The organism is Enterovibrio litoreus (assembly GCF_045679545.1).
GTDB lineage: Bacteria > Pseudomonadota > Gammaproteobacteria > Enterobacterales > Vibrionaceae > Enterovibrio.
The window spans coordinates 2655734-2677569 of the sequence record NZ_CP166194.1 but is presented as its reverse complement, the minus strand read 5'-3'; the positions used below and the strand labels follow the sequence as shown (position 1 = coordinate 2677569).

Genomic DNA, 21836 nt, shown 5'->3' with positions numbered 1-21836 from the left:
TTAAATCCTCACTCCACGACGAGTATCTTTGCCCCAACCTAGGTTTATCACTGCACGAGACGCGAAAATTCCTGTGAACATGCTTGTTAGTAAACCTAAGCCGAGCGTTAATGCGAACCCTTGAATCGGGCCATTACCGATTGCGTATAAGGTAGCGGCTGAGATTAAGGTCGTGATGTTGGAGTCAAGAATGGTGCTAAAAGCACTGCTAAAGCCCAAGTCGATGGATTGCGCCAGGCTTCGACCTTCACGCATTTTTTCTTTTATTCGCTCAAAGATAAGCACATTAGTATCGACGGCCATACCGATGGTAAGGACCAGCCCTGCAATGCCGGGTAATGTCAGTACAGCCCCCGGAAGCAGCGCAATCAATCCTAGCAACATCACCATGTTGATGATCAGTGCAAGGTTCGCAACCCAGCCCAGTTTGCGGTACCACACCGCCATAAACAGCAGAGTCAAACCCATGCCTAGCGCAAGGGCGGCAAAGCCGTTCTGGATATTTTCCGCACCTAAAGAAGGGCCGATAGTTCGCTCTTCAACAATGGTGACTGGCGCAGTGAGTGAACCTGCACGAAGTAGCAACGCGAGATCTTGAGCATCTTCTAAAGAGCCGACACCTGTGATTCGAAAGCGATTACCCAGCTGCGATTGAATGGTTGCCACGCTGATAATAGAGGTGGTTTGTTCTGCTTTGCCCTCAGCATTTCGGCTATATTCGCTGTAAGCGGTTGCCATTGGCTGACCGATGGCTTTGGCAGAGAAGTCTGACATTTTTTTGCCACCAGTAGCGTCCAGAGAGATGTTCACTTCAGGCATGCCCATTTCGCCCATGCTGCCGCGTGCATCCACAATATGCTCGCCAGCCAGAACAGGTTTGCGATTCACGTAAACCGTTCGCCCGCTGCTATCAGGGAGGGCAATAGCGCCGGGTTTTGCATCACTAACCACTTGGTAGAATGCAAGGCTTGCGGTTGCACCAATGACATTTTTTGCCGATGCAGGGTCTTGCACGCCCGGCAGTTCGATACGGATACGGTGCTCACCTTGGCGTTGAACTACCGCTTCCGTGATACCTAACTCTTCAATGCGACTACGCATGGTTTGCAGGTTTTGCTGAACCGTTAAGTTCGTCAGTGTTTGCATTTCTGCGTCTTTCAAATGCATCACTAAGGCGTTGTCACCATTGCCTTTTACTTCCCACTGAGGATATTGGTCTCGAGCATATTGGCGAATTTCACCGTTAGCTTTGCTTGATGGCGAGATGATGCGCAGTGAATTATCTGCGGCGACTTGAACGCGAACACCGCGAACGCGAAGTTCACGCGCTTGTTCACGTATTGAATCAGCTGCTTGATTAGCATGGGCATGGAAGACCTGATCCATATCGACATCCAGCAGGAATTGCACTCCACCGCGTAAATCCAGTCCTAGTTTGATCGGCTTAAACCCCATGTCTAATAGCCAGCTTGGTGCAGCAGGCACCATGGCCAATGCCACTGTGTCTTCAGGGTTTGATGCGTTTTCAAGCACGTTTTTGGCCATACTTTGTTGCGCCGCATTATCCAATACAACCGTGGTTTTATTGCCCGTTTGGTCAATGCGCTTAATCTCAATATCTTTGTTTGAAAGCGCTTTTTGGATGGATATCGCAGAAGGTGTTGCTTCTTTGTGAGAAATCAGCACAGCAGCATTTTCACCAAACCAAGAAGGCAGGGCGCTAAAGAACATGATGATAAGGGTGGTAATAAGCACCACATACTTCCACGCTGGGTAATGGTTCAGCATGGTCGTTCGAGACGTTTTTTTCTTCATAGTCAAACTCTTGGCCGCAAAGGTGTGCGGCAAAATAGCGTCAGAAATTTCATCTAAACACCTGTTTTTATATAGGTATTTAGATGTGTTTAATGGCTGAGCGTGAACTCAGATATTGGGTGACGCGCTAAGCGTGAGATTGACTGATGAAGCGATAAAGCAGGTTTGAATCTTTCCAGCCCGCAACACGATAGGGCGTGTTTGGTGAGCCTCTGGTCCAGTCTTGCCAATGGGTAAGCGCGACATGGAAGTGGGGGTGGAATGCATGAGGTATTGCTAATGAGAGATCAATGACCAACTCATAGTTTGGCTCAAGGTTGTTGATTCGCTCTGGCAACCATGAGCCGATACGAAGTAACTGACCGAGGTTAGGCGCGAGTGATTTAGCGGGTGAGCGTTTTTCTGTGTGAAGAGATGTTGGTGCGTCATCATGCTGGCTGCTATCGATATCGACACTCACAGAGTGTGTCGTCTGCAATGATATGTCAGCATTGCCAGCCATCGAAAAAGAAGGCGTTGAAAAAATGACAAGCATCAGCGCAAGCAATACGCCCAAGATACCGGATTTTCTCAACGTGATATTTCGCATATGACCACTTATTTTTCTACTTGGCAGCATCATAATCCTGAGGTGAAAATCCAACAAGCGCTAATTGCCTATCCCGCTGCATCTTGAAGTCACTCGGGTATATACTATTGCCCATTCTTATCCATCAACCGTTCATAAGATGAATGGTGAAGATTGACTAGGCAGCATTGATGACCACGGAAATTCAACAAAAATTGCAGTCGCTTAAAGCGCAGCTTACATACCACGGACACCTCTATTACGTCGAAGATAAGCCTGAACTGCCAGATGCGGAATATGATCGCATGATGCAGGAACTGCTGGCGATTGAAGCGGAACACCCTGAATGGGTAACGGAAGATTCACCGAGCCAGCGAGTGGGTGGTCAGCCGCTAAGTGCCTTTGTGCAAGTGCGTCATGAAATTCCCATGCTGTCTCTTGATAACGCCTTTGATGATGACGAACTTATCGCGTTTGAAAAGCGCATGAAAGACAGGCTAAACAACGCGGCAGACTTTACCTTTAGCTGTGAACCTAAATTAGATGGTCTCGCGGTGAGCTTGATGTATGAAAACGGTGTGTTGGTTCAAGCAGCAACACGTGGAGACGGCAGTACAGGGGAGAACATTACACACAACGTTCGAACCATCCGTAATGTGCCGCTTCAATTGCAGGGTTCAGGTGGTTGGCCTGCGCGTTTAGAAGTGCGCGGTGAAGTGTTCATGCTCAAAGATGGCTTTGATAAACTGAATGAGAAAAACCTAAAAAAAGGTGAAAAGCCCTTCGCGAACCCACGAAACGCTGCTGCTGGTAGCCTTCGCCAGCTCGACCCTAAAGTTACCGCCACGCGACCACTTCGCTTTTATGCCTACTCCGTAGGGGTCATGTCACAAGCCTTTGGTGATTCTCACATTGGTCGCTTAGAGCAGCTTCGCCAATGGGGCATTCCGTTGAGCCCAGAAGTGAAGAAAGTTGATGGTCTAGACAATGTGATTGCTTACTATCAAGACATCATGACGCGCCGAAACGAATTGCCTTATGAAATCGACGGTGTGGTGATCAAAGTCGACAATATTGCGACTCAAGAACAACTGGGATTTGTTGCCCGTGCTCCGCGCTGGGCGATTGCTTACAAATTCCCGGCTCAAGAAGAAATTACCACCTTACTCGATGTGGAATTCCAAGTCGGTCGAACGGGGGCGATTACCCCCGTTGCAAAACTCGACCCTGTTTTTGTCGGTGGTGTGACGGTATCGAATGCAACACTTCATAACGCCGATGAAATTGCCCGTTTAGGCGTGAAAATTGGTGATACTGTGATCATTCGCCGTGCGGGGGATGTCATCCCACAAATTGTCAGCGTGGTGGAAAGCCGCCGACCTGCTGATACCAAAGACGTGGTATTCCCGTCAGAATGTCCTGTTTGCCATTCTCATGTGGAGCGCATCGAAGGCGAAGCGGTTGCCCGTTGTTCGGGCGGCTTGATCTGCTTGGCGCAGCGCAAAGAAGCCATCAAACACTTTTCATCGCGAAAAGCATTGGATGTCGATGGCCTTGGCGACAAAATTGTTGAGCAGTTGATTGATAAAGAGTTGGTGCAAGCGCCAGCCGACTTGTTCAAGTTAACCGCTGGGCAAGTGACCATGCTTGACCGCATGGGGCCTAAGTCTGCACAAAACCTTGTGGATTCGTTGAAAAAAGCCAAAGAAACAACGCTACCTCGATTTATCTATTCTTTAGGCATTCGAGAAGTGGGCGAAGCCACGGCAGCGAACTTAGCGAACCATTTCCGCACACTCGATGCCATTCGCAACGCCACTGAAGAGCAATTGATTGCGGTACAAGATGTCGGCGTTATTGTCGCCAAACATGTGGCGTCTTTCTTTAGTGAAGAGAGAAACAAAGAGGCGATTGATGCATTGCTTGAAGCAGGGGTTCATTGGCCGGAGATTGCGGCACGTGATGAAAGTGAATCTCTGCCTTTAGATGGAAAGGTGGTGGTACTCACCGGCACACTGTCGCAAATGTCACGTAGCGATGCAAAATCCGCTCTTCAAGCCCTCGGTGCGAAAGTGACGGGCAGTGTGTCAGCGAAAACAGACTTGTTGATAGCAGGTGAAGCGGCTGGCTCGAAACTCATCAAAGCGCAAGAATTAGGCATCGATATTCTAGATGAAGAGGGAATGATGCAGTTACTTTCCCGCTAATTTAACGCGTAGCGTTACCCAAAGCGTCGGCTACTGCCGACGCTTTTTTTATGCCAGTAAGAGGTGGTTTGCGAGTTAGATCTAATAATTTACTCCGAGAATTATGCTGCTTTTTTAGCCTGATTTGCGTGTTTCACGATGACTATTCAATGTGTGATATCGATCGCTGTTAATTATTAATAGGCATTTCTCACAACAAATACTTAAGTTAACTATATGATTTTTATTATTTTATATTTTTAATCTTAGTGTTTTATATAAATAGGAGATCAGGATCACGAACATGGATGGAACTTTGCACCGAGTCATATTTTTTTAATAACAAATAAAGTTCTCATTGATGTTTTTTTTGGGGGAAGTAGTCTGAGACACATCGGTTGAGGGAGAGTTCAATCGGTGGTGAAAAAATCTAAAGCGGTGATATACGCGTCGTTTTAGTCAATCGAATATACGGTTCATTGCTTTCGGCGGCCAACCTTTAAAGCATTGAACTGGAATTTTGAAATATCCCTTTAGGAGTTATTTTCCATGGAAAAAATGTTTAAACGTTCAGTATTGGGAGTTGCAATTCTTGGTGCTGTTGCTGGTGTGTCTATAGTTACAGCTCCAGTCGCTTCAGCAGAAGGCTTTTTCGAAGATTCGTCAATTGGTGGTGCTGTAAATATTTGGCATCGTAACCGTGATCGCGGTAATACTGTAAACGGTGAAGACACACGCATGGAGACGAATGTAAATTCTACATCACTCTATGCTGGCCTTGGTTTTAATTCAGGTTATGTATCAGACATTGTTGGCTTTGACTTTAATATTTATGCAACAGCTGATTTGCAGAATAATGGTAGTCCAGATCATGAAATGAACTTCTGGGATGTGGATAACCCATATGATAAGACCCCTGCAAGCAACTCTTGTGACGGAACTTGGAGTTCAGCGTGTACTACTGATGGTGTAGCGGTGCAGACTGCTGCGGCTAAGTTTAAAATGGGCGATGTCGCCACAGCTAAGCTTGGTTATTTCCAGCCATCTGTACCTAGTGCACTTGGTGTTAACTGGTCTTTTGCTGCTGGTACATACACTGGTGGTGAAATCGGTGCTAATTTTGGTGATCTACAGGTTGGTGCTGTAGTTGCTGATAGCTACCGTGCTCCGTGGTTCCAGAGCAGTTATGAATTCCGTACCTCTGAAGGTAAAGATGCAGGCTCAGCATATTCTGTAGGTGCGCGCTACACGCTTAGCAATGGTTTGCTGTTCGACACAGCTTATGCTGGTTTAACTGATGGTGATCGCAAAAATTTCCACCTCAAGTTGAAATACACAACCGATAGTGGCTTGTATCTATCTCCTCAACTTTATGTTGTTAAAGATGACGAGCAATATAAAGATACCGCAGCACAGCTAGCATTTCTTGCTTCAAAGAGCTTTGGTGTTTACAGCGTTCGTGCTGAAGCGACTATGACTGCTGCTGATTCTGGTGATGCAGCTAGCGTTGGAAACATGGCTTATCGATTAACGCAGACCTATGGTGGGTCTAATGGCGCGTATGATATTTGGTGGAACAACCGCTCTGACTTTAACCACGATGGTGAGCTAGCAGTTTTTGCATCAGTTGCTCGTGATTTCAGTGATATTGGCGCTCAAGGATTTAATGCTGGTGTTTCTGGTGCTTATGGTACTGGAGCTAAAGCTGAAGGTTATAAAGAGCTTAAAGAAGGTGCAATTAGTGCATTTGCTAATTACGCAATTCAAGATGGTGCCCTAAAAGGTGCAAATGTAGGCTTCTACTACACTCGTTATGAGAATGATACAGATGCTCCTAACTGGACTGGGTATACTAACTCATTCCAAGATGAAGAAGATTTTAAACTAACACTTACAATGCCATTTTCTGTCAAATAATCCAAAGGATTAATTTGCAAATAAAAGCCAGCGTTCACGCTGGCTTTTTCTTCATCTAAACAATAGTTCTCAGGCGATAGGGTTCGTAAATTGCCTTAGTGGGTTTCGTCGTTTTGCTTCCAAGTTTAAGTGTTTGCAAAGATAGCTAAATCTTTGTGCCAATCAATGCAAAGTCGCCAGATATTTAATCTTCGAATTGTATTATGCTCAACTTGTCATCAGCTCAAATGTATCCCTCAATGATTAATTTTAGATAAAAAATAATGAGATATTGCTCGCACTTTAAATTGTCGTTCTATACTCCAATAGACACATTATTGGAGGGATGTCACATGTTTAAGCGTACACTTATCGCAACAGCAATTATCGGATTTGCTTCTATGTCAGGTTTTGCGGCTGCTGCAGCACAGGCACAATCTGTGCCAATTTATCGCTGCGTTGTCGACAACAATAACAACGATTCAACGTATGTACCTGCCTACGTTTGCCGCAATATGGGTGGCAAAGTCATCTACTAGAATCAACGTAACTAAAAAACAGTTAAATCGGGGATGCTTAGCCCCGATTTTTTTTGCGTGGATTACCGTGTTGTTCCTTGTCGTAACAGTGCTAAAATGCAGCGACTTCGATTTCAACAAATTTGCTTTATGCAGTTAAGGTTTTCCCGTGATAGTTAAAACCCGTTTCGCACCAAGCCCAACAGGCTTCTTGCATGTAGGTGGTGCTCGCACCGCACTGTATTCTTGGCTCTACGCTAAACACACTGGCGGTGAGTTTGTGCTTCGCATAGAAGACACTGATATTGAGCGTTCAACCCAAGAAGCGATCGATGCCATTCTTGAAGGCATGGAATGGCTTGGTTTGGATTGGGATGAAGGTCCGTACTATCAGACCAAACGTTTTGATCGCTATAACGAAGTGGTTGATCAACTGCTTGCAGAAGATAAAGCTTATAAGTGCTATGCACCTAAAGAGCTTCTCGATGAAATTCGTGAAGAGCAAATGGCTGCAGGTGTTAAACCTCGTTACGATGCGAATCATCCCAAAGTGATTGCGGCAAATACTGAAGCTACAGAGAGTTCGCCTTTCTGCATCCGTTTCCGTAACCCGAAAGAAGGGACGGTGGTTTTTGATGACAAAATCCGCGGTCACATTGAAATAGCTAACAGCGAATTGGATGACTTGATCATCCGTCGTACCGATGGCAGCCCAACGTATAACTTCTGTGTCGTTATTGATGACTGGGACATGGGCATCACCCAAGTTGTGCGCGGTGAAGATCACATCAACAATACGCCTCGACAAATCAATATCTACAAAGCGATTGGCGCGCCCGTTCCTGAGTTTGCGCATTGTTCGATGATTTTGGGTGACGATGGCGCTAAGTTATCTAAACGCCACGGCGCAGTCAGTGTGATGCAATATCGTGATGAAGGCTACTTACCGCAAGCCTTGCTAAACTATTTGGTTCGTTTGGGTTGGTCACATGGCGATCAGGAAATCTTCTCATTGGAAGAAATGATTAGCCTGTTTAGCCTTGAATCGGTAAGTAAATCTGCCTCTGCATTCAATACAGACAAACTACTTTGGCTGAACAACCACTATATTAAGAGCGCCGAGCCTGAGTACGTTGCGAAATACTTACAATGGCATCTTGATCAAAAATCAATCGACACAGCAAATGGTCCAGCCATTACCGAAGTGATCAAGCTTGTTGGTGAGCGCTGCAACACATTGATTGAATTGGCAGAGCAAAGCCGCTACTTCTATCAAGATTTTGAAGAGTTCGAGGCGGGGGCTGCGAAGAAGCATCTTCGCCCTGTCGCCAAAGAAGCATTAGAGTTTGCCCTGTCTAAAGCCGAAGCGCTAAACGACTGGACAACAGAGAATCTGCATCAGCTCATCGCTGATACCTGTACTGAGCTAGAACTTGGAATGGGTAAAGTAGGCATGCCATTGCGTGTAGCTGTTACTGGTCAAGGGCAGTCACCGTCAGTGGATGCTGTCATGCAATTGATTGGTAAAGAGCGCGTGGTTAGCCGTATTAAACAAGCGATAACCTTTATAGCTCAACGCGAAGCGCAATAGCAGACAAGCCTAAGTTAAAATAGTTAGTCCGATGTAAAGCCCTTCGCGTTTCGCGAGGGGCTTTTTTCTTTTCAAACACTGAACAGAATGTACATTCACTGGTCTACCCGCACTAACTCAATTCTCTTTCAATAAAAATATGCGCATGAGTTCAACTTTAAGCTTTTAGGTTTTCTGCTGTGTGGCTCTTTCTCTTTTTAAGTGTCGATCTTTGTGTGCCACTGATCACAGCTTTGCGGTTACTCATGAAATTTGGATTTATTTATGTTTTATGTTTGGTTGTAAGTCATTGATTTTAAATGTTTATGTTGTTTTTTGTTGCGTATTTTGAACTAATTCAAATTTTATCACCCATTCTGTTTTTTTTTTATCGATACGAATTAAGCTGCACCTCGTTGATACATTTAATCAATCTAAATGCTGGTGACGTTAGCTTTCGGCGGCCAACTTAAAGTAACGAACTCTCCATCAGCGAATTTTATGTTTAGGAGTATTCCATGGAAAAAATGTTCAAGCGTTCAATGCTAAGCATGGCGGTAGTGGGTGTCATTGCTGGTGCATCACTGATGGCAGCACCACAAGTACAAGCGGAAGGCTTCTTTGAAGATTCTTCAATTGCTGGTGGCGTTAATTTTTGGTTCCGTGACCGTACTCGTGGTGGTTTTGACACTGCTACAGGCAAAGATACGCCGCAAAAAACCAATCTCGATCATGGTTCAGTAATGATGAACCTTGGTTTCAGCTCGGGCTATGTCAATGACATGGCGGGCTTAGACCTTAACGTATATAGCACGTTTGATCTTTATAACAATGGTAGCCCAGACCATGAAATGAACTTCTGGAATGTCAACAATCCTTATGACATGACTCCCGATGCAAACACTGGTTGTTCTGGTACGTGGGCATCTGAATGTACCGACAACGGTGTTTCAGTTCAAACCGCTGCTGCTAAATTCAAAATGGGTGAGAACGTCACTGCGAAAGCGGGTTGGTTTCAGCCATCTGTACCAAGCGCAATCGGTGTAAACTGGTCTTACGCTGCTGGTACATACACTGGTGGTGAGATTGGCTTTAGTCAAGATAACCTGCAGCTTGGTTTAGTTTATGCAACCGAGTACAAGGCTCCATGGTTCAAAGATAGCTATGAGTTCCGCGATGCCGATGGTAAAACCGATGCTGGCGATGCATTCTCTTTTGGTGGTCGTTACACATTCGACAACGGCATGCTTATTGATGCTGCATATGCTGGTTTGACTGACGGTGATCGTGCAAATGCACATGTGAAGTTGAAGTACACCACTGAAGGTGGCTTGTACGTATCTCCACAGCTATATGTTGTTGAAGATGATGGTCAATTCGATAGCACAGCTTTCCAGCTGGCGTTCTTGTCGGCTAAATCATTCGGTGCTTATTCTGTACGTGCAGAAGCGACTTACACCGTTGCAGAAGACAAAGATGCATCTTTGATTGGTAACATGGCATACCGTCTGACTAAGCAATACGGTGGTTCTAACGGTACTTACGATATTTGGTGGAACAACCGCTCTGACTTTAACCATGATGGTGAGTTCGCAGCATTTGCATCGTTAGCACGTGATTTCACTGACTTGGGTGCTCCTGGTTTTAGCGCTGGTCTTAGCGGTGCATTTGGTATGGCATCTACTGATATTGCTGGCGTAGACGATTTGTTTGAATATTCAGGTAGTGTGTTTGCAAACTATGCAATTCAAGGTGGCGCGCTAAAAGGTGCTAACTTTGGCATGTACTACACTAATTATGTGAACGACACTGATGCTGACAACTGGGCACCTTACACCAACTTGTTCCAGGATGAAAAAGACATCAAAGTTACTTTGACCATTCCTTTTACTATCAAGTAAACGAAATAAAGTAACAAAGCTAACGCCTGCACATTGTGTGGGCGTTTTTGTCTTTTGAGAATATGTAACTAGGGTCTTTAATCTTGAAAGCGGAGGGGACTTATGAATCACAATGAATTGGCGCTCCCACAGGGACTCGAACCCCGATCGATCGCTTAGGAGGCGACTGCTCTATCCTGTTGAGCTATGGGAGCGCAAAGCGCCGCAGAGGTATTGAGCGGGCGCTAAGCGGTTAGTATACCTAAAAGAATCTTGAGGTTAAGGTTTTCATCACGCTATAACGTGTGTTTGGTTACCATATCACCAATTTGAATGCTTGGTCCGAGCTCAACGGGGGATACGGCGACTTCTGCTGAACTTTCATAAACACGCGTCACGGTTAATACCATTTCACTTTTCTTGAGTTGCGTGCGGTTAACGCCATATTGATCGGTAAAAGACGCATTGTGCCAGAGTGACAATTCGTCACCATATTTCACACCATGAACACGACCGGCATTGATTTGCCCTGATTGACCATTGATTGAAACCACTTCCGGCGTGGTAGCACGGCATGAAAGGTTGCTTTCCAAGTCCAATAAAATATTACGACTGACTCGTTGTGCCATTTCCCCGTAAGCGGAAGTCCAAAACCGTGCGGTCTTGGTATCGACTTTACTTTGTCGTTCAAACGGCCACGCGGCAATGTCTCGATAGATGTTTTGGTAAATAACTTCCCCAGACTTCCCATCCAGAACGTCAATGGAAAGCGCCAGTTGTCGGTTAGTTTTGTCATCTCTTAGCACTTTTTGGTCGATGGTTGCCGACATGTCGGTGATCGAACCAATCATGACATATTGCGCGCCGGCGTCTTCGGCAATCATTGTCGCAATGTCTGGTTGTGTTGGTGAAACGTTGTGCGGCGTGATCCCTTGAACAACAAAACTTTGCGCTTGCGTTTCAAATTGGCGTTGAAGAAGCACGGTGAAATCATCGCCGAACTGGAAAATACCGCCAAGCGCCGCTTGTTGTGGTGAGACAATATCAAACCGACTTAGTAGAAGGCCTTTTTTATATTGGTTCTTGTGGCAAGCTTTTGCCGTCGGGTAGATATCAATGCGTGCTGTCAATTTCATGACACCATCGCGATCTTTCGTTTCAAGTACTTGTATATGGCGGATTTCATTGCCGCTAAATTGGTAATCATTGCGAGGCTCTGTCAAGTACGGGCGAATGTCTGCCAGGCCTGAAATATCGGCACCTGAATAACGTAGTGCTTGATAAACGGCATCGTCCAATGCTCTCGCTCTGGCTTGATCTTTACTTTCCAGAATGCTGCTAACGCCAGTGACTTCATACCATGCAGCGTTGGCTGTAGCGGTTGCGAGTGCAAGACTGGCGACCAATGGAGCAATAATTTTTTTGCGCATGACCCTGACTTCCAATAGTAGGTACAAAAATTGCTAGACCAGATAACATCGCGGGAAAAGCGGCAATGCGGTTAACAATGACAGCGAAAATATAACCCTATTGATGCAAATAATGTTCCTAAAAGTTGAAACAATGAATTTGTCGTCGTTTCTTCTCGGTTGCGCTTAATGCCAACCCTAAATGTGTCCGGAGCCAGACAACGATGAAAAACTGGATAGTGATATTACTGAGCCTTGCCACGGCTTCATGTGCTTACAACCCGATATATAACGGTAAAGAACCGTATGCGGGCAGTGAGTTTCTGTTGCAGCAAACACCAAGGCATACGCTAGATTATTTTCTAGACGGGCTTGCAGAAGAGCTACTGGAAACAAACAACTATCTGACCGCAAGAACGCCTCTAGCGATAGTGTCCTTTGTTGATATCGAGGAAATGGATCAGACCAATTGGCTTGGTAATTCAGTCACTGAAGGTATGATCTATCAAATGCAGCGTCGTGGCTTTACGCTCATTGACTTCAAGAACACGGGGACAATTCGCGTCACTCAAGATGGTGACTTTTCGTTGAGCCGCGATTGGAAAGAACTCAATCCCGAGCAGCAAATCGACTACGTGTTAACCGGAACAATGCTTCGTCAAGGCGGCGGTGTGTTAGTGAATGCACGCATTGTGGGTATGCGCTCACGAGTTGTTGTGGCATCGGCGCAGGGTTTTCTCCCCGCTGAGCGTATTGGCAGAGACATTGATACTCTGCGTAAAGTGCGTATTGAAGATGGCGTGATTATTCGTGGCGATCAACGAAAACACATGCCTGACACCATCATTTTGAAGCCTTAATGGTATACGGAGACAAGATGAAAACTTGGTTATCTCTGGCAATATTGTTGCTACTCACAGCCTGTCAGCCAATTACTCAAATGCGTTCTGACGAGGTTCTTTCAGCGGTTGGTACGGCGTCAATCAGTGCGCAACGTGGCGATACATTAGAAGAAAAACAGTTTCGCGCCATGCGAGCCTCAAAGCTAGAAGCTTATAAAGAGCTATCGGAGCAGGTATATGGTGTTCGCGTGAGTGGTTTGACACAAGTAGACGACCAGCAACTTGGCCAAGATCGCACGAGCGGTGCATCTGACGGGATTATTCGTGCGGCAGAAGTGATTGCCAGTTACCAAGTTGGCGACAGCTACGTGACCGAGCTTCAGCTCAATCTTCGTCAAATGAACAAAATGAAGGACTACGGTGAATCGCATCATGTTCCAAGAAACGATGCGATTATTTTCTAACCACTAGTTTGTCCTTTATCGCTTTGAGTCGCTTCTAGTGCTTGGTGCGACTCAATCAGATTGCTGAAATCGCTGATGGCGAAGTATGAATACACGGATAGAGGCTGCTTTGGCAGCTTTTTTCGTTTCTTATGGTTAGGTTTTACTGCATTGCCACATTGCCACATTGCCACATTGCCACATTGCCACATTGCCAAATTTCTATATTTCTACATGGTTACATTACCACATCGGCAAATTGCCATTGACTGTTAGCATGGGCATTGCGACCAAAAAGAGTGATATGTGCAAGAGAAGGTGTTGGATAGATGGTAACGGGTACTTTCTAATTAAGCAGAAAGACAGAAGGAAGGTTTAGGCCTTAACGTTAGTACCAAGGGTGCGGCTACCTGATGCTTGACCATCACTGTCGTAGGTCATTTCATTCTTACCAGCGGCTTCTTGGAACAGGTTACGGAGTTTATGAATGCTGAGGTGAGCGCGTTGTAACGCGATACCGTTGGCTTCATTTAATTCATGGCATTGCTCAAGCGTCGTTTTGATATCAGCAATCTGTTGCTTTGCATTGTCGGAGGGGGATTGTGCATCCGGGCATTTGGCAATTTGCGCATCACACAACTGAATGCGATGGATCAGTGCCAATTTCTGCTTAGCCGTTGTGGCAATGTCGGGGGATTTCCGTGCCGCAATTGCAGACGTTTCTTGTTTTAGGACGTCAAGCAGCTCGCCGACATTTTCTGTCTGCGTTTGAAGGAATTGATCAAAGAGTGCTTTTTGCTCAGACATTCGAAACACTAGATCCCACGAAGGTCGTCTTCATGTTTTAAAATGTTTGCAGCGAGTTGATCGGCATCGACTTTGTAAGAGCCATTGGCAATCGCTGCTTTAATTGCGGCAACTTTTGCACTGTCGAAGTGACTTTCGCTGGCCATTTGCTGATTAAGTGCGCCAATCGCTTTGCTTCCATCACTCATTGAAAATGCGTCGGTACGTTGAGGGTTCACTTGACCCGCGCCGCCCGTTTCCACTGAGTTGCTCTGCGATTTATTTTGATTGGTTCTGTTCGTGTTTATCGGTTGACCAGAACGTAAATGATCGATACTTGCCATAATAAAGCCTTATATATGTCCGAACCTTCTGTTGCTCACAGTATCGGCCGTGCTTATATGAACTTTAGCACTTAATTGCAACAAACTAGAATTTTACAATTACCTGCCCAACTGCCGTAATTGTACCATCCACAATTCGATTCGATTTACTGTTACGTATTTTAATTTGCTCGCCGAGAGCACCGTCACTTAACGCTGTACCTTTTGCAATAAGATTCAGTCCGTTACCGCTTGCGGTTATCACCACTTCGTCATTTCGGCAAACCATGCAGATGTCGTTTCCTTGGATCGGCTCTCCCATTCCCACCACACGTTTGATCCTTGAACCCACGATGGTTGCCGCATCTGTGTAGGTTTGCCCGCGCTGGAAACGCGAATCTACCAATTGGACAATCAAATCATCATGACCAATGGTGACACCACGGTCCATTGGCCGCTTGGCCACCACGATAGGTGTCAACAATCGAATTTGGACAGGCACATAGACCTGCCAGCTGTCTTCTTGGCAGCTGACCATCACCGTGACACTTTTGTTCAAAGACTGACGTCCGGGCACGGTGGCTTCAAGCGGTGAGGGGCAATCCGACAAACGAAGACGTGAATCGATATTTCCCGCTTCTACTTCCAGCTTTCCAAAATCTGGCACGGCTACAAGCGTTTGAACATGCGACTCTGCAGCTTCTTTTACTGCTTCAAGTTGATTTGTGGGAGCAGCGGCTATAATTGAGCTAAAGCCGCTGAGAAATGTGCCGATAAAGAGCCAGGCTAATCGTGGATAACACATACGTCTCAAATTGGTTAGTATAAAAATTAAATAGCTGCAGTATTCCTTCAATTTGCGTGCCAGTGTGTACCGCCATTGAAATTGCTTACTGCAATACGATAACAATAACAGGGCAATATGGAGTTTATCTTATGTCGGGGATTCTTGATACGGTCAATCAGCGCACACAACTTGTGGGGCAAAACCGATTAGAGCTATTGACCTTCCGTCTGATGCGTAAACAGCGTTATGGCATCAACGTGTTCAAAGTAAAAGAAGTACTCCAGTGCCCCAAGCTGACGCTGATGCCAAATCTTCATCCGCTGGTGAAAGGCGTTGCTCATATTCGCGGAAAAACCTTGTCAGTGATTGATATGAGCTTGGCGACTGGAGGCTTACCGATTCAAGATCCAGAAAACCGCTTCATCATCATTTCTGAATTTAACCGTTCCACCCAAGCTTTCTTGGTGGGTTCGGTGGAGCGCATTGTGAATATGCATTGGGAATCGATCCTTCCACCACCGGGAGGCACGGGCAAATCAACCTACTTAACCGCAGTCACTGAAATTGAGGGCGAACTGGTTGAGATTCTCGATGTGGAAAAAATCCTGAACGAAATTTCACCCGTCAATGAAGAGGTGAGCGAAGAAATTTTGGCCCAAAAAGCCGTGTTTGAAGAAGGTGGAACAGCACCCAACGTTGTTTTGGTCGCGGATGACTCAAGCGTTGCTCGCAGACAGGTCAAGCGTGCCGTTGAAACCATTGGCTATGAAGTGCTTTTGGCGCATGACGGACGTGATGCACTGATCAAACTGCAAGAGATGGCCAAAGAGGGCTGCATTTATGACAAATTGGCGTTGGTTATTTCTGACATCGAAATGCCAGAGATGGACGGATACACCTTAACGACTGAAATCAAAAAGGATGCGAGTCTGAAAAATCTTCATGTAGTATTGCACTCCTCGCTCAGCGGTGTATTCAATGAGGCCATGGTTAAGCGAGTTGGTGCTGACGCATTTATTCCTAAGTTTGATCCTGATGAATTGAGTGCTGCAGTAATTAACGCGGTTAAAGGCCAAGAAAAATAATCCATGACGAATATAGCGATCACTGATCAGGAATATCGAGATTTCTGCAAATATCTCGAAGGAAAATGTGGCATCGTTCTCGGTGACAGCAAGCAGTATCTAGTGAGAAGTAGACTGAGCCCGTTGATTAGCCGCTATAAGTTGGCGTCCATCACCGAGCTTTTTCAGCTTGTCCTAACAAATCGAAACCGCGATCTTGCTGTCGCTGCCATTGATGCCATGACAACAAATGAAACCTTGTGGTTTCGTGACACTTATCCGTTTGAGGTTTTAGCAAATAAGCTACTACCTGAAGTGGCAGAAAGCCGCCGTCCTATTAAGATTTGGTCAGCGGCGAGCTCATCAGGTCAAGAGCCTTACTCAATCGCGATGACAATTCAGGAAGTGCAGACAAGAAAGCCTGGCATGCTGAGCAACGTCTCTATCACCGCAACGGATATATCGTCCACCATGTTGGAGAACTGCCGAGCGGGCGTTTATGACAACCTTGCGTTAAGCAGAGGCTTGTCACCAGAGCGTAAGCGTCAGTTTTTTGAAGATGCGGGCGAAGGTCGAATGAAAGTTAAAGATCCGCTCAAGCGCATGGTCACCTTCAAACCGCAAAATTTGATGGACAGCTACAGCATGTTGGGTAAGTTCGACATTATCTTCTGTCGCAACGTGCTGATCTACTTCTCGCCAGAGATGAAGTCCCAAGTATTGAATCAAATGGCGGGCAGCTTGAACCCAGGTGGTTATCTATTGCTGGGCGCATCTGAGTCACTGACAGGTCTGACCGACCGCTTTGAGATGATTCGCTGTAACCCAGGCATCATCTATAAGTTGAAGTAGCGGCATAATCATTCAGTAAATACATTACTTCACTAGAAAAGCGGCACATAAATTGCCGCTTTTTTTGTGTCTATTGATCTCAGCTCTCCCTGTGTTTGTTTGTCTAGAAATGGCTAATTGATTGAAAATTATATATTTAGTGGCTACCTGGCTAGCGAAATGTAAAGTTGGCATTACTATTGCTTTTGTTCAAGTAGTAAAGTTTAGGAGGTTGCCTCATGGCGATATCGTTCGACAAAGCATTGGGTATACATCAACACACAGTCGGTGTGCGTGGCCAAAGGGCTGAAACCCTTGCAAGTAACCTAGCAAACGCTAATACGCCGGGTTACAAAGCGCAGGATGTCGACTTCGAACGCGCCCTGAAAGCGGCAACCTCTGGGGCAAATATTGGCCTGAGCAGAACGGACGGGCGGCATATTGCTGCCACGACACAAGTCAGTGGTCAAAAAATGTATCGCATTCCAAACCAGCCTGATACGGGTGACGGCAATACAGTGGATTCGCAAGTAGAGCGCAACCTGTTTATGCAAAACGCACTAGAGTATCAAGCGTCGTTGGATTTCCTTGGGTCAAAATTTAAAAACATGTCCAAGGCATTGAAAGGGGAATAATGGATGAGCTTATTTAACGTGTTCAATGTAACGGGTTCTGCCATGAGTGCAGAGTCGGTGAGACTTAACACCACATCCAGTAACCTAGCAAACGCAAATTCAGTGAGCAGTTCGGCGGCAGAGACGTATAAAGCACGCCACCCTGTTTTTGCTGCTGAATTGAACCGATTTCAACAAGGTGCGAGTGTACCTGTGAGTGTCGCAGGCATTGTGGAAAGTCAAAAGCCACTTCGCGCAGAATATAACCCAGAGCACCCGATGGCGAATGCAGAAGGTTACATTTTCAAACCGAACGTCAATGTGATGGAAGAGATGGCCAACATGATTTCGGCATCCCGTTCTTATCAAACCAATGTAGAAGTCGCAGAAGCCAGCAAACAAATGCTGATGCGTACACTACAGATGGGCAAGTAGGGTAGGAGGACGGCACTATGAATCCGATTGATGGCGCAGGTGGAGCTGGTGGCGGAAGCTACATTGACCAACTCAAAGCGCTGCAGGAAAAACAACGTGCAGAGCGCGGCGACACAGGTGAGAAAGTCACTGGTCAGACCGATCTAAAGCAGGAAGATTTCCTTTCCCTGCTGACGAAACAGCTCTCTAACCAAGACCCGTTCAAGCCAGTAGATAACGAGCAAATGATCGCTCAGATGGCATCGTTTGCGACGGTAGATGGCATAGGCAAAATGAATGAGCAGTTTGGTTCATTGAATGCCGCAATGACATCAAGTCAGGCCCTCCAAGCCTCTTCATTGGTCGGCCAAGACGTATTGGTACCCGGCAATGATGGCTTTAAAACGGCTGAAGGCGGCATTGCGGCAATGGTGAAACTGCCACAAGCATTGAATGATGTCATTGTCCGAATTCAAAATGACCGAGGCGAATTGCTAAGAAGCTTTAGTCTTGGTGCTAAATCCCCTGGCGACCACCGTGTTGAGTGGGATGGAAAAGATGACACAGGCAACCCATTGCCGGAAGGCAATTACAGCATGAACGTAAGTGGCAACATTGATGGCAAGTCACAAGACCTTGAGCTTTCAACGTATGCCAACGTTAACAGTGTCCTACTGGGCAATGGTGACGGCAATGTGATGTTAAACATCGCGGGTTATGCATCTCCGGTCAAACTCACCGAAGTGCTTGAAGTAGGTAAAGCTGGCGTCAGCGGCGCAAGTAAGAGCTAAAGGACAGAGGAGTTCCAGCAATGTCATTGAATATCTCACTGAGTGGCCTAGCGGCAGCTCAAAAAGACATGAACACCACCAGTAACAACATTGCGAATGCCAACACTTTTGGTTTTAAAGAATCGCGCGCTGAATTTGGTGATGTTTACTCGGCTTCGATTTTCTCGAATGCTAAGACAACGACAGGTGGTGGTGTGCAAACCTCTATCGTGGCGCAGCAGTTCCATGAAGGTTCGAGCATCTATACCAATAACCCACTGGATTTGCGCATTAGCGGGAATGGCTACTTTGCCGTGGCAAACGACAATCTGGCTACACAAACGAATCAGTTAACCCGTAACGGCGCGTTTCACTTGGATAAAAATAACAACATTGTTAACTCAGAAGGTCAGTACCTATTGGGCTACAACGTTGATAATGAAACGTTGCAAGTGGGTTCGTTCGAACCTAAAGCGCTGAATGTGCCTGATCAGTTTGGTCAGCCGCGTGCCTCTGAAAACGTTGAGATTGGTTTGAACCTACCTGCGGGTGGTGCAGAGAAAGATCCTGCTTTGTTCAACCCAGAAGACCCAGACACTTATAACAAAGCCACATCAGCCACGATCTTCGACTCATTGGGTCAGCCTTATAAGCTAACCACGTACTACGTGAAAGATAACGTGACGCCGAACAAGTGGGCAGTTTACTACACGGCTACCGATCCTACGGGTGAAAAGCCTGTTAGCTTAACAGCGGGTGAGTTTACTAGCGCCACAGGCCAAGTGGGTCATTCTCTGGAATTTAACAGTGACGGCTCAGTGAATAATGTTAACGGCGGTCAGCCAATTCAAACCGTCGAATTTGGCCCCAATGGTGTAGGGCTTGAAATGAATGGTGCGGATGGTGCTCAAGCACTGACCATCAACTTCGAAGAACCAACTCAGTACGCATCCCCGTTTGAAATGCGTAAGTTTACTGAAGACGGTGCAACCACGGGTTATCTCGCGAAAGTAGATATCGACCCGAAAGGCACCATCATGGCGACTTACAGCAATGGTGAAAACATTGCATTGGGACGTGTTGCTATGGTTCGCGTATCAAACCAGCAAGGTCTCTCTCAGGCCGGCAACACCCAATGGAAGATAACCCAACAATCAGGTGAAGCGGTGTGGGGCGAAGCCATGCAGGGCGCGTTTGGTAAAGTGAAAAGCGGTACCATTGAACAATCAAACATCGATATGACCCAAGAGCTGGTGGACTTGATTACCGCACAGCGCAACTTCCAAGCGAACTCGCGTTCACTGGAAGTGGGCAACCAGATGCAACAAACGATTCTTCAAATTCGCTAATTTTACGCCTCAGTTCCTCGTTACCTTGTTTTGCCGCTCGTTAGTCGAGCGGCAACTCTCTTCCTAAATGTCTTCTCAAAACCGCCACACCCTCTGAGTAAACTGTACGTTCTTTGCGCTAACCTATTGTAAAAAATCTGTATTTCATGTTGGCACTCTTTTTGCTTTATAAGAATCATAAGCGACAGGAGAACGTCTAAATGGATCGCGCATTATTCCTTGCCATGAGTGGCGCCAAACAAGATATGCAAGCCTTGCAACTGCGAGCCAATAACTTGGCAAACGTCAGTACCACAGGCTTTCGTGCAGATTTAGAGCAAGCCCGCGCCATGCAAGCTTATGGTGAAGGGTTACCTACGCGCGTGTTCAACATGACCGAGCGCCCGGGGCATAACTTTGCGCAAGGCTCAACCATTACCACGGGGCGTGAACTTGACGTTGCGATTAAAGGTGACGGCTGGCTGGCGGTGCTTGATGGAACGGGTCAAGAAGGTTACACCCGCGTGGGTAACTTGAAGGTTGACCAAACCGGCATGTTGCAAAATGGCCACGGGCATTTGATCTTGGGTGAAAGCGGTGCGCCGATTTTCTTACCACTTCCTGTATCCAAAATCGAAATTGGCACTGACGGCACGGTATCGGTGTTGCCGCAAGGCGCGCCACCAGAAGCGATGGAAGAAGTTGATCGCATCAAGCTCGTTCGTCCTGATAACGCAGATATGTTCAAAGACCGAAATGGTGTGTTCAAGCCGGTTAATCCCGGCACTGTTTATGAAGCTGACGCTGGCGTCACGCTACTGACTGGTGCGCTGGAAGGCAGTAACGTTAACGCCGTGAGTGAAATGACAGGGCTTATCGACCTTCAACGTCACTTTGAAATGCAAGTCAAACTAATGAAGACTGCAGAAGAAATGGATCAAGCATCTAATTCTCTGCTGCGCATGGGTTAATTAAGAGGGAATTATCATGCATCCAGCTTTATGGGTAAGTAAAACCGGCCTAGACGCACAACAGACGAATATTTCGACCATTTCGAACAACTTGGCGAATGCCTCAACTGTGGGTTTCAAAAAATCCCGTGCGGTATTTGAAGATCTGTTTTATCAAAACATCAACCAGCCCGGTGGTCAGTCTTCGCAGAATACCGAACTGCCAAGTGGCTTGATGCTGGGTGCGGGTTCAAAAGTGGTGGCGACACAACGTGTTCACACCAACGGTAATGCGCAAACCACGAATAATGCACTTGATCTGATGATCGAAGGCGACGGTTTTTTCCAAGTTTTACTGCCAGATGGCAACATTGGTTATCAACGCAATGGTCAGTTCACACTGAACGACGAAGGCGTGTTGGTGACCTCGGGCGCAGGCTACTCGCTTGAACCTGAAATCGTTGTTCCACCCGATGCGATTCAAGTGACCATAGGCACTGACGGTGAAGTCTCTGCAAGGCTGCGTGGCCAAACGGCGAATGCGGTATTGGGTCAGATCACCACAGTGGACTTTATTAACCCAGGTGGTCTTGAGCCAATCGGTCAAAACCTCTACCTGCCAACAGGTGCGAGTGGCGACCCACAAGAAGGTGTCCCGGGCATTGATGGTCTGGGCAGCATTCGACAATCCATGCTGGAAACATCCAACGTGAACGTGACTGAAGAATTGGTCAACATGATTGAAGCGCAGCGCGTTTATGAAATGAACTCAAAAGTCATTTCATCTGTCGACCAAATGCTGAGCTACGTTAACCAGCAGCTATAACCGGTCGCTAAAAAGG

21 protein-coding genes and 1 tRNA gene are annotated in these 21836 nt (G+C 46.4%); 15 read left to right on the top strand and 7 right to left on the bottom strand.

Going from position 1 to position 21836, the window contains the following annotated elements; all coding sequences use genetic code 11:
- Together secD and AB8599_RS11775 are read right to left on the bottom strand one after the other, a co-directional pair.
- Entirely contained in the window at positions 1-1821 is a 1821-nt protein-coding gene (secD, locus tag AB8599_RS11780; protein ID WP_407331114.1) for a protein translocase subunit SecD, read from the bottom strand.
- A gap of 121 nt (positions 1822-1942) precedes the next feature.
- Positions 1943-2404: a hypothetical protein gene (locus AB8599_RS11775; protein ID WP_407331113.1), complete on the bottom strand. Its 462-nt coding sequence runs from the start codon at positions 2402-2404 to the stop codon at positions 1943-1945.
- A 170-nt stretch (positions 2405-2574) separates the two neighbouring features.
- On the opposite strand from AB8599_RS11775, the gene ligA reads away from it, so the two are divergent.
- The 5 genes from ligA (at position 2575) to AB8599_RS11750 (ending at position 10454) form a co-directional block, all read left to right on the top strand.
- Entirely contained in the window at positions 2575-4590 is a 2016-nt protein-coding gene (gene ligA / locus AB8599_RS11770; protein WP_407331112.1) for an NAD-dependent DNA ligase LigA, read from the top strand.
- A gap of 528 nt (positions 4591-5118) precedes the next feature.
- The gene (locus AB8599_RS11765) at positions 5119-6486 is read left to right on the top strand and encodes a multidrug transporter (RefSeq protein WP_407331111.1); all 1368 of its coding nucleotides are present in this window, start codon (positions 5119-5121) and stop codon (positions 6484-6486) included.
- 332 nt (positions 6487-6818) lie between these two features.
- On the top strand, positions 6819-7004 hold the full coding sequence (locus AB8599_RS11760) for a hypothetical protein (RefSeq protein ID WP_407331110.1): 186 nt from the start codon (positions 6819-6821) through the stop codon (positions 7002-7004).
- A gap of 148 nt (positions 7005-7152) precedes the next feature.
- Complete coding sequence (gene gltX, locus AB8599_RS11755) at positions 7153-8574, top strand: glutamate--tRNA ligase (protein WP_407331109.1); 1422 nt, start codon at positions 7153-7155, stop codon at positions 8572-8574.
- Positions 8575-9071: 497 nt separating this feature from the next.
- Positions 9072-10454: an OprD family outer membrane porin gene (locus AB8599_RS11750; protein ID WP_407331108.1), complete on the top strand. Its 1383-nt coding sequence runs from the start codon at positions 9072-9074 to the stop codon at positions 10452-10454.
- Positions 10455-10572: 118 nt separating this feature from the next.
- Here AB8599_RS11750 and AB8599_RS11745 read toward each other — a convergent pair.
- A tRNA-Arg gene (locus AB8599_RS11745) sits at positions 10573-10648 on the bottom strand.
- 81 nt (positions 10649-10729) lie between these two features.
- On the bottom strand, positions 10730-11863 hold the full coding sequence (locus AB8599_RS11740; protein WP_407331107.1) for a flagellar assembly protein T N-terminal domain-containing protein: 1134 nt from the start codon (positions 11861-11863) through the stop codon (positions 10730-10732).
- 203 nt (positions 11864-12066) lie between these two features.
- Between AB8599_RS11740 and AB8599_RS11735 the strand changes: the two genes are divergently transcribed.
- Positions 12067-12702, top strand: a complete 636-nt coding sequence (locus AB8599_RS11735; RefSeq protein ID WP_407331106.1) for a FlgO family outer membrane protein — start codon at positions 12067-12069, stop codon at positions 12700-12702.
- A 17-nt stretch (positions 12703-12719) separates the two neighbouring features.
- On the top strand, positions 12720-13148 hold the full coding sequence (locus AB8599_RS11730) for an LPP20 family lipoprotein (RefSeq protein WP_407331105.1): 429 nt from the start codon (positions 12720-12722) through the stop codon (positions 13146-13148).
- A 354-nt stretch (positions 13149-13502) separates the two neighbouring features.
- Here AB8599_RS11730 and AB8599_RS11725 read toward each other — a convergent pair whose 3' ends face one another.
- The 3 genes from AB8599_RS11725 to flgA all read right to left on the bottom strand — a co-directional run bounded on the left by AB8599_RS11725 (position 13503) and on the right by flgA (position 14903).
- Positions 13503-13934, bottom strand: coding sequence for a flagella synthesis protein FlgN (locus AB8599_RS11725; protein ID WP_407331104.1), 432 nt, complete (start codon positions 13932-13934; stop codon positions 13503-13505).
- An 8-nt stretch (positions 13935-13942) separates the two neighbouring features.
- The gene (flgM, locus tag AB8599_RS11720) at positions 13943-14257 is read right to left on the bottom strand and encodes a flagellar biosynthesis anti-sigma factor FlgM (RefSeq protein ID WP_407331103.1); all 315 of its coding nucleotides are present in this window, start codon (positions 14255-14257) and stop codon (positions 13943-13945) included.
- 85 nt (positions 14258-14342) lie between these two features.
- Entirely contained in the window at positions 14343-14903 is a 561-nt protein-coding gene (gene flgA / locus AB8599_RS11715; RefSeq protein WP_407331102.1) for a flagellar basal body P-ring formation chaperone FlgA, read from the bottom strand.
- 269 nt (positions 14904-15172) lie between these two features.
- Between flgA and AB8599_RS11710 the strand changes: the two genes are divergently transcribed.
- The 8 genes from AB8599_RS11710 (at position 15173) to flgG (ending at position 21820) form a co-directional block, all read left to right on the top strand.
- Complete coding sequence (locus AB8599_RS11710; RefSeq protein ID WP_407331101.1) at positions 15173-16108, top strand: chemotaxis protein CheV; 936 nt, start codon at positions 15173-15175, stop codon at positions 16106-16108.
- A gap of 3 nt (positions 16109-16111) precedes the next feature.
- A complete protein-coding gene (locus tag AB8599_RS11705) occupies positions 16112-16939 on the top strand; it encodes a CheR family methyltransferase (RefSeq protein WP_407331100.1) in 828 nt (275 codons plus the stop codon).
- A gap of 218 nt (positions 16940-17157) precedes the next feature.
- A complete protein-coding gene (gene flgB / locus AB8599_RS11700; protein WP_407331099.1) occupies positions 17158-17553 on the top strand; it encodes a flagellar basal body rod protein FlgB in 396 nt (131 codons plus the stop codon).
- Between the two features lie 3 nt (positions 17554-17556).
- Positions 17557-17967 carry a flagellar basal body rod protein FlgC gene (gene flgC / locus AB8599_RS11695; RefSeq protein WP_407331098.1) on the top strand — a complete coding sequence of 137 codons (411 nt, stop codon included), beginning with the start codon at positions 17557-17559 and terminating at the stop codon, positions 17965-17967.
- 17 nt (positions 17968-17984) lie between these two features.
- Complete coding sequence (locus tag AB8599_RS11690; RefSeq protein WP_407331097.1) at positions 17985-18737, top strand: flagellar hook assembly protein FlgD; 753 nt, start codon at positions 17985-17987, stop codon at positions 18735-18737.
- 20 nt (positions 18738-18757) lie between these two features.
- Positions 18758-20065 carry a flagellar hook protein FlgE gene (gene flgE, locus AB8599_RS11685; RefSeq protein ID WP_407331096.1) on the top strand — a complete coding sequence of 436 codons (1308 nt, stop codon included), beginning with the start codon at positions 18758-18760 and terminating at the stop codon, positions 20063-20065.
- Between the two features lie 200 nt (positions 20066-20265).
- Positions 20266-21015, top strand: coding sequence for a flagellar basal body rod protein FlgF (locus tag AB8599_RS11680; RefSeq protein WP_407331095.1), 750 nt, complete (start codon positions 20266-20268; stop codon positions 21013-21015).
- A 16-nt stretch (positions 21016-21031) separates the two neighbouring features.
- Positions 21032-21820, top strand: coding sequence for a flagellar basal-body rod protein FlgG (flgG, locus tag AB8599_RS11675; RefSeq protein ID WP_407331094.1), 789 nt, complete (start codon positions 21032-21034; stop codon positions 21818-21820).
- Positions 21821-21836 lie beyond the last annotated feature (16 nt).

Excerpts from the sequence above, each read along its gene's own strand:
- AB8599_RS11680 (WP_407331095.1), top strand. The coding sequence starts at position 20,266 with ATGGATCGCGCATTATTCCTTGCCATGAGTGGCGCCAAACAAGATATG.
- AB8599_RS11740 (WP_407331107.1), bottom strand. The coding sequence starts at position 11,863 with ATGCGCAAAAAAATTATTGCTCCATTGGTCGCCAGTCTTGCACTCGCA.
- flgB (WP_407331099.1), top strand. The coding sequence starts at position 17,158 with ATGGCGATATCGTTCGACAAAGCATTGGGTATACATCAACACACAGTC.
- AB8599_RS11760 (WP_407331110.1), top strand. The coding sequence starts at position 6,819 with ATGTTTAAGCGTACACTTATCGCAACAGCAATTATCGGATTTGCTTCT.
- flgG (WP_407331094.1), top strand. The coding sequence starts at position 21,032 with ATGCATCCAGCTTTATGGGTAAGTAAAACCGGCCTAGACGCACAACAG.
- AB8599_RS11710 (WP_407331101.1), top strand. The coding sequence starts at position 15,173 with ATGTCGGGGATTCTTGATACGGTCAATCAGCGCACACAACTTGTGGGG.
- flgM (WP_407331103.1), bottom strand. The coding sequence starts at position 14,257 with ATGGCAAGTATCGATCATTTACGTTCTGGTCAACCGATAAACACGAAC.
- flgC (WP_407331098.1), top strand. The coding sequence starts at position 17,557 with ATGAGCTTATTTAACGTGTTCAATGTAACGGGTTCTGCCATGAGTGCA.
- ligA (WP_407331112.1), top strand. The coding sequence starts at position 2,575 with ATGACCACGGAAATTCAACAAAAATTGCAGTCGCTTAAAGCGCAGCTT.
- flgE (WP_407331096.1), top strand. The coding sequence starts at position 18,758 with ATGTCATTGAATATCTCACTGAGTGGCCTAGCGGCAGCTCAAAAAGAC.
- AB8599_RS11735 (WP_407331106.1), top strand. The coding sequence starts at position 12,067 with ATGAAAAACTGGATAGTGATATTACTGAGCCTTGCCACGGCTTCATGT.
- AB8599_RS11775 (WP_407331113.1), bottom strand. The coding sequence starts at position 2,404 with ATGCGAAATATCACGTTGAGAAAATCCGGTATCTTGGGCGTATTGCTT.
- AB8599_RS11765 (WP_407331111.1), top strand. The coding sequence starts at position 5,119 with ATGGAAAAAATGTTTAAACGTTCAGTATTGGGAGTTGCAATTCTTGGT.
- AB8599_RS11725 (WP_407331104.1), bottom strand. The coding sequence starts at position 13,934 with ATGTCTGAGCAAAAAGCACTCTTTGATCAATTCCTTCAAACGCAGACA.
- AB8599_RS11690 (WP_407331097.1), top strand. The coding sequence starts at position 17,985 with ATGAATCCGATTGATGGCGCAGGTGGAGCTGGTGGCGGAAGCTACATT.
- AB8599_RS11730 (WP_407331105.1), top strand. The coding sequence starts at position 12,720 with ATGAAAACTTGGTTATCTCTGGCAATATTGTTGCTACTCACAGCCTGT.
- AB8599_RS11750 (WP_407331108.1), top strand. The coding sequence starts at position 9,072 with ATGGAAAAAATGTTCAAGCGTTCAATGCTAAGCATGGCGGTAGTGGGT.
- AB8599_RS11705 (WP_407331100.1), top strand. The coding sequence starts at position 16,112 with ATGACGAATATAGCGATCACTGATCAGGAATATCGAGATTTCTGCAAA.